General features: G+C 69.9%; 10 protein-coding genes. All 10 read left to right on the top strand.

Features of this window, described 5'->3' with window-relative positions; translation table 11 throughout:
* The first annotated feature begins 203 nt into the window (after positions 1-203).
* The 10 genes from G9Q41_RS17660 (at position 204) to G9Q41_RS17615 (ending at position 12,584) form a co-directional block, all read left to right on the top strand.
* A complete protein-coding gene (locus tag G9Q41_RS17660; protein ID WP_092527762.1) occupies positions 204-641 on the top strand; it encodes a DUF983 domain-containing protein in 438 nt (145 codons plus the stop codon).
* Positions 642-914: 273 nt separating this feature from the next.
* Positions 915-2,420 (top strand): histidine kinase, encoded by a 1,506-nt coding sequence (locus G9Q41_RS17655; protein ID WP_165633017.1) that lies wholly within the window; start codon positions 915-917, stop codon positions 2,418-2,420.
* 76 nt (positions 2,421-2,496) lie between these two features.
* Entirely contained in the window at positions 2,497-3,405 is a 909-nt protein-coding gene (locus G9Q41_RS17650) for a S49 family peptidase (RefSeq protein WP_165633016.1), read from the top strand.
* A gap of 645 nt (positions 3,406-4,050) precedes the next feature.
* Entirely contained in the window at positions 4,051-4,950 is a 900-nt protein-coding gene (locus G9Q41_RS17645; protein ID WP_092524973.1) for a LytTR family DNA-binding domain-containing protein, read from the top strand.
* Positions 4,951-5,593: 643 nt separating this feature from the next.
* Entirely contained in the window at positions 5,594-5,983 is a 390-nt protein-coding gene (locus G9Q41_RS17640) for a hypothetical protein (RefSeq protein ID WP_165633015.1), read from the top strand.
* A 56-nt stretch (positions 5,984-6,039) separates the two neighbouring features.
* A complete protein-coding gene (locus G9Q41_RS17635; RefSeq protein ID WP_207631162.1) occupies positions 6,040-7,818 on the top strand; it encodes a cation acetate symporter in 1,779 nt (592 codons plus the stop codon).
* A 116-nt stretch (positions 7,819-7,934) separates the two neighbouring features.
* On the top strand, positions 7,935-8,276 hold the full coding sequence (locus G9Q41_RS17630) for a rhodanese-like domain-containing protein (protein ID WP_092524967.1): 342 nt from the start codon (positions 7,935-7,937) through the stop codon (positions 8,274-8,276).
* Positions 8,277-8,341: 65 nt separating this feature from the next.
* A complete protein-coding gene (locus G9Q41_RS17625) occupies positions 8,342-9,190 on the top strand; it encodes a DUF4328 domain-containing protein (RefSeq protein WP_347567556.1) in 849 nt (282 codons plus the stop codon).
* 340 nt (positions 9,191-9,530) lie between these two features.
* Complete coding sequence (locus G9Q41_RS17620; RefSeq protein WP_165633013.1) at positions 9,531-10,493, top strand: DUF5926 family protein; 963 nt, start codon at positions 9,531-9,533, stop codon at positions 10,491-10,493.
* Positions 10,494-10,727: 234 nt separating this feature from the next.
* Positions 10,728-12,584, top strand: a complete 1,857-nt coding sequence (locus G9Q41_RS17615) for a glycoside hydrolase family 3 N-terminal domain-containing protein (protein ID WP_207631133.1) — start codon at positions 10,728-10,730, stop codon at positions 12,582-12,584.
* Positions 12,585-12,610 lie beyond the last annotated feature (26 nt).

The following is a 12,610-nucleotide window of genomic DNA, read 5'->3' as shown; positions in this document are numbered from 1 at the left end:
GCGGCGGTGTCGGGCGGTGGTGCCGGCCGGTGGTGCCGGTGCGCGTCGGTTCCGCCCTTTCCTCCGGAAGAGTAATGCCGCTGCGGCGAGGGGCGCATTCACGAGCTGTGCGCGGTACGGTGTTGCCGAATGCTGATCAAGCCGGAGGCGGGTGACCGCGAAGGCGGGCAGGCGAAGTCCCGGCCCAGTGCGTGGAGGCGGCGATGAACCGCGCGGTGCGTGGATCCGACGGGCGGAAGTGGAACTTGCGGACCAGCATCGAGTGGAGCGACCCACTCATGGTCGACGAGTGGGAGCACGACGTCAGCGGTGGTCGTTCCCCCGGGGTCGTTATGGGCTCGGTCGTGTTCATCCTGATCACGGCCTTTCTGGTCTGGACTCCTTCCGAGGTGCTGATTCCCGGCTGGCTGGTGCTGGCGCTGCTGCTGCTCGTGCTGTTCTTCCCCGTGCGCTGGTTGCTGCGCAGGCCGTGGTCGATCATCGCCGAGACCCCGGGGGACACGGACGAGCATCCGCCGGAGCGCTGGGTCGGCGTCGTGCGCGGCACGCTCACGGCGCGCCAGGAGAGCGCTCGGGTGGCCCGCAACATCGAGGTCTACGCGGAGCCGGACATGAACGGCCCGCTGCAGCCGGTCGAGTGAGCCGAGTCCGCACCGGAGTGCCGGGGAGTGCCGCGGAACTCGCGCGGTGACCGGTGCTCTCCCGATCCGGTGAGTTCTTCCGGGACGGGTCCCTCCGGTGGGGGCATTCGGGGGCGGGTGTTTCCGGAGCGGCTTCGGACGGACGTGCTTCTCACTCGATCGTGTGGGTTTTTTCCGTTCTACGGAAGGAGGACGAACCGCTCACCGATGCCAACGGTGCACTGATCGTGATGTCCTTGCTTCCACGGGTGATATCCGGTGAACATGTGAAGCGTGCTCGAACTGTTGTCGGAGCGGACAGTACTGACTCTGATCGCGGCGCTGGCCGTGCTCGGGATGTTCGTGATGCTGTGCCGTTCGCGTCGGGTCAGTACGTCTAAGGAGGACGCCACTCTCGCCGCGTTGCACCGGGTCACGAGCGCGGCCCCGCACCTGCGTCGCGGCCTCGACCAGGAGGCGGCCGACGAGACGGCCCCGCACCTGCGGGCCCTGCTGTCCTGCGTGGCCGTCGGCATCGTCGACGCGGAGGGGACGCTGCTGAGCTGGGACGGCGGCGTCAACGAGCACTACCGCGACCTCACGGGGACGATCGACCGGTCGCTGCGCACGGGCAAGAGCGAGTACGTGGACCACGCCGACCTGCCGTGCGACGAACGCCCCTGCCTGATGCGGCACGCCGTGGTCGTCCCGCTGGAGGTGGACAGCAACAACCGGGGTGCCCTGGTGCTGATCACCGCGGGGGACCGCAAGCGCCTGTTCCGGGCGGCGCAGGAGGTCGCCGACCACGTCTCGGCCCAGCTGCAGCTGGCCGAGCTGCAGGTTTCCCGGGAGAAGCTGGCCGAGGCCGAGGTGCGCGCGCTGCGGGCCCAGATCTCCCCGCACTTCGTGTACAACGCGTTGAACACCATCTCCGCGCTGATCCGCACCGATCCGGACCAGGCCACGGAGCTGATCACCGAGTTCGCGGACTTCACCAGGTATTCGTTCCGGTCCAACGAGATGTACACGACCCTGGCCGAGGAGATCCGCAACATAGACCGCTACCTGATGCTGGAGAGCGCCCGGTTCGGGCCCGAGCGCCTGAAGGTCCAGCTCAAGATAGCCCCCGAGGTCCTTCCGGTGGTGCTGCCGTTCCTGGCGCTGCAGCCGCTGGTGGAGAACGCGGTCCGCCACGGACTGGCGAAGAAGCCCGGTGGTGGAACGGTCTCCGTCTTCGCGGAGGACAACGGCAGCGAGGCGCTGATCAGCGTGGACGACGACGGCATCGGTATGGATCCGCAGCAGCTGGAGGAGGAGCTCGAGGGCAGCCACACCGACGGCTCGCACGTCGGCCTCGGCAACGTCAACGACCGGATGCGCGCGACCTTCGGCAACGACTACGGGCTGGTGGTGGAGACCGAGCAGGGCGCGGGCATGAAGGTGATCATGCGGGTGCCGAAGTTCGCCCCCGGGGTCCAGCCCTTGTCCTCCCAGCCCTTCGAGGAGGCGGACTGCCCGGAACCCCCGCCACCCGCCGAGTCCGCGGAGGAGTCCGCCCCCTCCGCGGAGGCCGTGCCCGAGCACGCCGCGACCGAGGAGTCCGTGGCCGGGTGGGACGCCGCCCCCGCGCAGGACGCCGCCCCCGCGGATACCGCGGCCGAGCCGGAAGCCGCGGCCGATCAGGAGAACAGCCCCGCTCAGGGGAGCGATCCCGTGGAGCTCGCCGGAGTGGAAGCCGCCGAGCGGGACGTCGTGGAGGAAGTGCGGCGGGAGGAGACCGTGCGCCCCTCCGGAGCGTGACCCGAGCGGGGCGCAGCGCGTTCTCCTGGCCCGGTCGTGTCACTGCTGCGGGCTCCACGGCCAGTAACGTGGAAGCATGAGTGAGAAGTCATCCCAGAAATTCACCCAGGCGCTTCCCGGCAAGCTCTCGGAGAAGCTGCCGGGCAAACTCGCCGAGCGGGCCGAGCGGGGCCCCGTGGTACCGGTCGTCAAACTGCACGGCCCCATCACGCCGATGCCCTCCCCGGTGAACCGTCCCTCGATCTCGCTGCAGACGGTCGACTCCGCCCTGAACCGCGCGTTCTCCTTCGACAGGACCTCCGCGGTCGCGCTGGCGATCAACTCGCCGGGAGGGGCAGCCACCCAGTCGGCGCTGGTGGCCGAGCGGATTCGTGAGCTCGCGGAGCGCAAGAACGTCCCCGTGCTGGCCTTCTGCGAGGACGTGGCCGCCTCCGGCGGGTACTGGCTGGCCTGCGCCGGGGACGAGGTCTACGCGCACGCCAGCTCCATGGTGGGCTCGGTGGGCGTGGTCAGCGCGAGCTTCGGCATGGAGGAGCTGCTGCACCGGGCGGGCATCGAGCGCCGGATCCACACGGCCGGGGAGAACAAGTCGCGGCTGGACCCGTTCCGGCCGGAGAACCCCGAGGACGTCCAGTGGCTGCAGGGGATGCAGGAGGAGCTGCACAAGCAGTTCGCCGACTGGGTCCGGCAGCGGCGCGGCGACGCCATCTCGCAGGCCGAGGAGGACCTCTTCTCCGGTGAGGTCTGGACCGGGCGGCGCGCCGCGGAGCTGGGGCTGGTGGACGGTCTGGGCAACCTGCGCGGGGTGGTCTCCCACCGCTTCCCCGACGCGCACCTCGTCTCCGTCGAGCCGCGCAAGCCACTGCTGGCCCGGTTGGGAATGACGGGTCCCGGTGGCGGTGCCGCCGGGATAGCCGCCGGAGCGGTCAACGCCGCTTTTGATCGGATTGAGAGTCGCAGCATGTGGGCGCGTTTCGGACTGTGAGTGGATCGCCTCACGACGTCTTCCCCTGCTTGGCGGTGCGGGTGGCGGAACCTCTCGCGGGCTCTCGCTCCGGGGAGGCCCGACATCGGGTAGCCACCTACACAACGTCGGGCCTTCCTCGCGAGAGCACCACGAGAGAACCCGCGGCGGTGCCGACTGCTCAGGCTCACAGCGCCTGAGATGGCGTGAGCCTGCTGGTCGGGAGTTCCTGTTCGGGAGTCCTTGTCTGGCGGTGCTGACTGCTCGGGCTCGCAGCGCTTGTGTTGGGGTGACGCCCTGGTTGCGAGTTTCCGTCCGGGGCACGTCGACTCGATCGGGCGCGGTGGTGCGGTCTGGGCGGAGGAGGACCGGAGTTATCCAGTTAGGACGGTTTGGTGGAAGGTCGGGCGGGGTGCCCCGCGGGTGGGACCGCGTGTTCGCGTGTGGTCGACTGTGGACCGGATTTTCCGCGGTGGATTGCGACGATCGTGCGAATGCACGTGCACCCACCGCGCGAAACATGAATGCGGGGGCTTAGTTTGAATGCGGTGAGTCACACGCTTCACCCGCGGTCGGTGTTCACGGGTGGCGCCGCGGGCGCCGCTCCGACGCGCTCGGTCGACCGTGGACGTGAGTTCGGTGAGCGCGGGAGGATTGGGCTTTGCCGTGAGTACACCACAGCGCATCAGCGGCCCGCCCGAGGGTCGTAACGGCAGCGGCGGATCGAGCAGGGCGGGACTCGTCATCCTGATCGTCGACGACGAGATCCCCGGGCTCGAGACGACGCAGGGAATGATCGAGAAGAACCCGCGCGTCGGCAAGGTGCTGACGGCGTTCGACGCGGCCGAGGCGCTGCGGATACTGCGCAGCGACAATCCCGAGCTGCAGGGGCGTCCCGCCGACGCGCCGCTGGTCGACGCCGTCTTCATCGATGTCGCCATGCCGGGTCTGACCGGAATGGACCTGGCCAGGGTGCTCTTCTCCTTCGAGAACTCGCCCGCCCTGGTGTTCATCACCGCGCACGGCGAGAACGCGCTGGAGGCCTTCGACCTGGGCGCCATCGACTACGTGATGAAACCGGCCAGCCCCGAGCGGGTGGAGCGCGCGCTGCGCAAGGTGCAGCGCATAGCGGCTCCGCCGGAGGTGGGCGGCGACGGCGCTCGCGCGTTGAGCTCCGGCGGCCAGCAGGTCGAGGGGCAGCAGCGGCCCGACGATCACTCGGTCATCCCCGTGGAACTGGGGGGAACCACTCGCCTGGTGCAGCGCTCCCAGGTGCGCTGGGTGGAGGCCCAGGGGGATTACGCGCGGCTGCACACCGACGAGGGGTCGCACCTGGTGCGCATCCCGCTGGCCCAGCTGGAGGAGAAGTGGGCGGACGCCGGGTTCGTGCGCATTCACCGGTCCTACCTGGTCGCGCTGAACCTGATAAACGAGCTGCGCATGTCCTCCTCCGGGTATTCGGTGCTCATCGCCGGAGGGCAGTACCGGGAGATCCGCGAGCTGCCGGTCAGCCGCAGGCACACCCGCGAGCTCAAGGACCGGCTGGTGCGCTCTCCGCGTCAGTGACCGCGGAACCGTTGTCCGGACCGGGGTCGGCGTTGGATGATCGCTTCGACGGATCGTGCAACTTCCGCGAGAACGGGGGGCTGTCGAGTCGTCGGCCGTTGCGACTTCGGCGTGCGGCGCCGAAAAACCACCCGAGCCCCCGGCACCGCCGGGCAGGGCCCCCGGAAGAGGAACTCCCGGAGAAAGGACACCGCCCAACGAAAGCGCTTCGAGCCCGAGCAGCCGGCACCGCCGGACAAGGGCCCCAAGCAAGGAACTCCCAACCAGGGCGCCACACCAACGCAAACGCTTTGAGCCTGAGCACCTGGCCCTGCCGGGCAAGGCGGGCTCCCAGAGAAGAACTCCCGGAGAAAGGACACCGCCCAACGCAAACGCTTTGAGCCTGAGCACCCGGCACCGCCGGACAAGGGCCCCAAGCAAGGAACTCCCAACCAGGGCGTCACACCAACGCAAACGCTTTGAGCCTGAGCACCCGGCACCGCCGCGGGTTCTCTCGTGGTGCTCTCGCGAGGACGGCCCCGACGTTGTGTAGGTCGCTACCCGATGTCGGGGCACCCGCAGCGAGAGCCCGCGAGAGGTTCCGCCACGGAACCACCTACGTCAACCTGGGCGGGATACTTCGATAAACAAGGTGGTGGGGGTAGTGACCACGGGATCTTCAGCACCCCAGCAGCGCGCTCCGCGGCGCAAGCGCGTGGTGCTGGCCGACCGGCGCGGTTCGCGCGACGTTCCGCGCACGATCATCGACCTCGAGAACCAGAGCACCATGGGCGAGGCGATGGTGCGGAATCTGGTTCGGGCCCAGCTGCGCTCCGCGCTGTGGCTGGCCGCGGTCAGCGTGGTGTTCCTGGGGGCGCTGCCCGTGCTGCTGCGCTACGTCCCGGTCCTGTCCGAGGTCCGGTTGTTCGGCATCCCGCTGCCCTGGTTCCTCCTGGGGGTGTTGCCGTTCCCGTTCATCCTGCTGATCGGTTATCTCGGCACGCGCAGGGCCGAGCGGCACGAACGCGAGTTCATGGACATGGTGGACCGGTGAATCCGTGGGCCCTCGGCGGTGTCGCCCTGGTGGCTGCCGCCACCTTCGTCCTCGCGATGTGGGGGGCGCGCGGAGCGCGGACCACTTCGGACTTCCTGCTGGCCCGCCGCATGGTCGGGGTGGAGCGCAACGCTGCCGCCATCGCCGGTGAGTACCTCTCGGCGGCCTCCTTCCTCGGGGTGGCGGGGATGCTGCTCAAGGACGGCGTCGAGGCTCTCTGGTACCCGATCGGCTACACGGTGGGGTACTTGGCGCTGCTGCTGTTCGTGGCCGCGCCGCTGCGCCGTTCCGGCGCCTACACGTTGCCCGATTTCGCGCAGGTGCGGCTGGACTCGACGCGGGTGCGTGCCGTGTCGACGGTCCTGGTGGTGCTGATCGGCTGGCTCTACCTGGTTCCCCAGCTGCAGGCGGCAGGCGTGACGTTGTCCACGGTCACCGGAATCACCTACTCGAGCGGGATCCTGGCCGTGGCGATCGTCGTGCTGGTCGGGGTGCTCAGCGGGGGGATGCGTGCGGTCACGCTGGTGCAGGCCTTCCAGTACGGCGTCAAGCTCTTCGCCATCAGCGTGCCCGTGTTCGTGCTCTTCTTCGTCTTCCTCGGACAGGACGAGCAGCACCGCAGAGGGCTGGACGAACCCGTTCCGCCCGCTTTCGAACGCGCGACCACGGTGCGGGTCGAGACGGACGTGCGGCTGCGGGTCACCGAGCCGGTGTGGGTGGACGTGCTGTCCGGCCCCGGTCCGGAGGAGCTGGACGGGGTCGCGGGCTCGGAGGGGGACGGTTCCGGGGACAGCGTTTACCTCACCGAGGGGGTCCACTCGGTGCGGTCCGATTCGGAGCTGCGCTTCCCGCAGGGCAGCGCGGTCCCGACGGTGGCCGATGCGGAGCCGGACAACCGGTCCTGGCTGCTGCCGCAGAGCGGTGACTCGTACGAGCTGTTCGAGACGTACTCCCTGATGCTGTCGACCTTCCTCGGGACGATGGGGTTGCCGCACGTGCTGATGCGCTTCTACACCAACCCGACCGGGCAGGGGGCGCGGCGCACCTCGTTGGTGGTGCTGGGGCTGCTCGGGGTCTTCTACCTGTTCCCGACGGTTCTGGGGGTGCTGTCCCGCTTCTACGTGCCGCAGCTGCTGGTGACGGGCAACACCGACGCCGCGGTGCTGCTGCTGCCCACGGAGATGCTGCAGGGGTGGCCGGGCGAGCTGCTCGGGGCGATCACCGCGGCGGGGGCCTTCGCCGCGTTCCTGTCGGCTTCTTCCGGGCTGGTCATGAGTGTGTCCAATGTGCTGTTCACCGACCTGCTCCCCGGAAAGCTCGGGAACTTCCGCCTGATCGCCCTGGGTTCGTGCATCCTTCCCGTGGCGTTGGCGCTGATCTCCATCGGGCGGGACATCTCGCAGAGCGTCGGCCTGGCCTTCGCCATGGCCGCTTCCACGTTCTTCCCGCTGCTGGTGCTCGGCATCTGGTGGCGCAAGTTGACCGCGGCCGGGGCCATGGCCGGATTGATCGTGGGCGGGGGGTTGGTGCTGCTCGCGGTGCTGACCGGCGCTTTCCTCGGTGACGGGTACGGGTGGTGGTCGGCGGTGCTGCTGCAGCCAGCCGCGTTCACCGTGCCCGCGGCCTTCGCGGTGACGGTGCTGATCAGCAAGCTCACCGAGCGCAACGTCCCCCCGGCGGCCGGGCGCGTGATGCTGCGGATGCACACCCCGGACCGGCTCGGTTTCCTCCGGGACCGCTCCGTGGACCAGGGGGAGGTGGCGGAGCGGAGCTCCGTGGGCGGCCGTGGCGGTCGTGGCAGGCACCGCCTGGTCCGCCGCAGGCGGCGGAGCTGACCGGGTGCGGCGTGCCGGAGCGGTGGTGCGTGCTCGGTAGTTCGTTCGTCCGGTTCGTCGACTGCGGGGGGCGTGTTCGGCGCGCGGCGTGGCAGCATCGAGGTGTGACTACTCCGATGCATGGTCGAGTTCCGGCGGTCTCGCCCGAGGAGCTGCCGGAGCAGCTTCCCGAGGGCAGCCTGCTCGACGTCCGCGAGCAAGAGGAATGGGACGCGGGGCACGCGCCGGGCGCGGTGCACATCCCGATGAACGAGATCCCGCAGCGGCTCGACGAGATTCCCGAGGTGGACCAGCTCTACGTGATCTGCCGGTCGGGTGGCCGCTCGTCCAAGGTGACCGCTTATCTGAACGCCAGCGGTTGGGACGCGGTCAACGTGGACCGGGGGATGAACGGCTGGTCGTCCATCGGTCGTCCGGTCGTGGCCGACGACCCCGACGCGGAACCCCAGGTGCTGTGACGGGCCCTCCTCCGCGGTCCGGGCCCCCGGTGGAGTGGACGGCCACTCCACCGGGGGGTCCGAAGGTGCGGCGGCGCGCCCGGCCGCGTCCCCCTTACACCGGGCCGCCGGCCTACCCGGCCCCGCCGCGCTGGGGTTTTCCCCCGCTGACCTGGCGCTGGCCGCTCTCGCTGCCGGAGGCGCGGCGCGCGGATCCGGCGGAGCGCGTGGCCGCCCTGTCGGGGACGGCCGTCTCGACCCTCTGGATCACCGCGGTGCTCGGGGTGCTGGCCGCGGGGGCGGAGTCGTGGCGCTACGTGCTGCTGCTGTGGAGCCGTTCGGGGGCGCTGGGCCGCACCACGCTGGCCGTCTCGGACGCGCTCGTGGCAACGGTCGGCATCATGACCTGGTTGTTCGGGCTGCTGAGCGCGGTGGTCGGGGTGCTGTGGGCGCTGCGGGCCCGCTCCTACGCCCACGAGCGGGCCGGGTTGAGCCCCGCCCGCGCGGACTGGCAGGTGGTGCTGGGCGTGCTGATCCCCGGGGTGAACCTCTTCGTCCCCGGCTCGGTGCTGGCCGAGCTGGAGGACGCGGCGCTGCGCGGTTCGGGGGAGTCCGTGGCGGGCGTGCGACCCGTTCCTTCGCGGTTGGTCCGGTTCTGGTGGGTGTGCTGGGGCTGCTGCCTGCTGGTCGGCTGGGTGACGATGCTGTGGGGGCTGCGGGACGGTGTCCAGGCCCTGGCCGACGGGGTGCTGCTGCACGCCTTCTCGGACGTGCTGCTCGTGGTGGTGGCCGTGGTCTCGGTGCGCGTGGTCAAGCGGTGCACTCGGCTGCTCGTTCCGCCGGATCCGACCGCTCTGCGGACCAGGCGGGTGCTGCGGGTGCGGGGTGCTCCGGTGCCGCCGCGCGCGGCTCGCCCGCCGCACGCCGTGCGGTGACTGGGAGGAGCGGGGTTCGCTCCGTTCCTGGTCGGGCTGCCCGGCTGCGCCGGTCGGGGCGGTGTTCGATAGCGTCGCCCGGATTCGAAGGTGACGCCGGTGCGCCCGCGCGTCGGGTTTCCCGGTGGGGGCTTCACTCTTCTGCGGGAGGAATTCGCTGATGCCTTCCTGCCGCGTTGACGATTCGGCGTGGTGCTTCGACGCTGCCTGCGCCGAAGCTCATCACCGGAGCGGCCCCCTGATCGACCTGAACAGAAGAACTCGGTGAGTCGGTCGGCACGCGGCGTTCGTGGGCGTGCCGTTGCGGCTCGCGGAGCTGAACGCGCCAAGGAGAGCGATCTTGAGTAAACGAACCGCGTCGGAGCAGGAACCGGCCGAGGACGTTCCGGTGGTCGGACGCAGGCAGCCGTGCCCCTGTGGTTCCGGCAAGCGGTACAAGGCCTGCCACGGTGCTTCCGGGGGAGCGGCCAAGGTCAAGGTCACCCGCCCGTTCGAGGGCTTGGCGGCGGAGTGCGAGCTGGTCGCGCTGCGTGAGTTCGTGCCCTCGGCCACGGCGCGGCTGCCGCTGGCCTCCGGGAGCGAGGAGGTCCAGCTGGCCACGGTGCTGCCGATGGCAGCGGCGGCGCTGGTGCGCACCGACGGGGTGGCCTTCGTCGGTTTGCAGGTGCAGACCAAGTCCGGTGACGTGAGCAGGGATCTGGCGCGGGCCGTGGAGTGGGTGCGCACGGCCGAGCCCGGTGAGTCCCTGGCCGTGGTCGGCCCGGAGGACGCGCCGGCGGGCAGCGTTCCGACGCGGTTGCAGGACCTGCTGGATCCGGAGGCGCACCTGGACGTCCAGGTGCACGAGGACTTCTCCTGGTGGATGCCCGAGGGGGTCGAGGCCACCGGCGAGGTCGCGATGTCGCTGGAGCGGGCGAACTCGGCGATCATGCCGACGCAGCGCCTGGAGGTCGAGGGCGTGCACGCGGCGTACTGGGTGGACGCCACCGACCGCGCGCACCTGCGCTGGGTGCGGCCCGAGCCGGAGGAGAAGTTGATTTCGGCGCTCGCGCGGCTCTCCGCCCGCGGTGAGCTGGCGCTGGGGGAGGACAGCCGCTACGCAGGTTCGTTCCGCGCGCACGGCCTGCTGGTTCCGGTGTGGGACCTGGACCGGGAGAAGCACCCGGACGAGTGGGCCGAGCCCGCCGCCGCGCTGGGCCGCCGGTTGGACGAGGCGTTGGCCTCGTTGGACGAGCGGTCGTTGGACGCGGACGAGCGACGTGCCAGGGACGGGCTGCGCGGCAGGCAGATCACCGTCCGGTGAGCGCCGGGATCGCGTGGTGCGGTCCCGTCGGGTGGCGGGGCCGCTTCCGGAGCTCCGCGGCGTTTCCCCGGGAAAGCGGCTTGCTGCGGTGAACGGGTTCGGATTCTCGCCCGGGTGGGGGATCTGAATGGAGTAAGCCGATGCCGCTTTTCGGACGCTTGGTAACGAGAACGCTCACATTCATGCTGCGACTGTGCTACACACCACACGTTCGCAGAACTGTGAGGAGTTCTCATGACGTATCGAGCGACCGGAAGTCGCTTACGTCGCCTGTTCCCGTCGGTGGCGGGCCTGGCCGTGGTCACGCTGCTGACCGCGGGGCTGGCGCCCGCTTCGGCGGGGACGTCGCGGGCCGACTACCAGGACCCGTCCCTGCCCGTGCAGCAGCGGGTGGACGATCTGATGTCGCGGATGTCGCTGCGGGACAAGATCGGCCAGATGGTCCAGATCGAGCGGGACGCGGCTGGCCCGGCCGAGGTGGCGGACAACCGCATCGGTTCGGTGCTCAGCGGCGGCGGCTCGACGCCGGAGTCGAACACGCCCGAGGCGTGGGCCGACATGTACGACCGCTACCAGCGCGCGGCCCTGGACACGCGGCTGGGAATCCCGCTGCTGTACGGGGTGGACGCCGTGCACGGGCACAACAACCTGCGCGGGGCGACGGTCTTCCCGCACAACATCGGGCTGGGCGCCGCGGACGACCCGAAGCTGGTCCAACGGATCGGTGCGGCCACGGCCGAGGAGGTCGCCGCTACCGGCATCGACTGGACGTTCTCCCCGTGCGTGTGCGTGGCCAGGGACGACCGCTGGGGCCGCACTTACGAGGCCTTCGGCGAGACCCCGGAGCTGCCCAAGAAGATGACCAGGGAGATCACCGGTTATCAGGGCAAGCAGCTCGGCGGGGACCCGACCTCGATCATGGCCACGGCCAAGCACTACGTGGGCGACGGTGGGACCACCGGCGGGCAGGACCAGGGGAACACGCAGCTCAGCGAGCGCGAGCTGCGCAAGATCCACCTCAAGCCCTTCCGCAAGGCGGTCAAGCGTGACGTCGCCTCGGTGATGGTCTCCTACAGCAGCTGGAACGGCGCGAAGATGCACGCCCAGAAGTACCTGGTCCAGGACGTGCTCAAGCGGGAGCTGGGCTTCGACGGCATCGTGATCTCCGACTACGACGCGTTGCACCAGCTCGACGGGGACGACTCGACGCTGACCGCCTCCGAGGTGCGCAGGTCGGTCAACGCCGGGCTGGACATGATCATGCTGTCCTCCGACCACGCCAAGTTCCTGCGGCTGCTGCGTCAGGAGGTGGAGGCGGGCAACATCCCGATGCGGCGCATCGACGACGCCACCTCCCGCATCCTGACCAAGAAGTTCGAGATGGGGCTGTTCGAGCACCCCTTCGCCCAGCGCGATCTGCTGTCCACCGTGGGCAGTGACGAGCACAGGGCCCTGGCGCGCCAGGCGGTCCGCGAGTCGCAGACGCTGCTGGAGAACGACGGGGTGCTGCCGCTGTCGCCCGAGAAGGACGAGGTGTTCGTGGCCGGTTCCAACGCCGACGACATCGGCAACCAGAGCGGTGGCTGGACCATCAGCTGGCAGGGTTCCAGCGGTGACATCACCGAGGGGACGACGATCCTCGAGGGGATCCGGCAGGTGTCGAACTCGAAGGTCACCTACGACGAGCAGGGTGACGGCGTCGACGGCAGCTACGACGCCGCGGTCGCGGTGGTCGGCGAGAAGCCCTACGCCGAGTACGAGGGCGACCGCCCCAACGGGGTGCGGATCAGCGAGCAGGACCTGAACACGATCGCCAAGCTGCGTTCCGCCGGGATCCCGGTGGCCGTGGTGACGGTGTCCGGGCGTCCGGTGGACGTTTCCGAGCACGTCGACGACTGGAACGCGCTGCTGGCCTCCTGGTTGCCCGGCACCCAGGGCGGTGGAGTGGCCGACGTGCTGTTCGGCAAGCACAACCCCACCGGCAAGCTCCCGGTGTCCTGGATGCGCTCCTACGATCAGCAGCCGATCAACAAGGGCGACGGCAAGGATCCGCTGTATCCCTACGGCTACGGGCTGAGCTACCGGAGCTGACGGAACTCCGGCGAGCTCCGGCACCC

The organism is Actinopolyspora sp. BKK2, from assembly GCF_011291845.1.
GTDB lineage: Bacteria > Actinomycetota > Actinomycetes > Mycobacteriales > Pseudonocardiaceae > Actinopolyspora > Actinopolyspora saharensis.
Note: the sequence above shows the minus strand (reverse complement) of the source record. Positions and strands in the feature narration are given on the sequence as shown.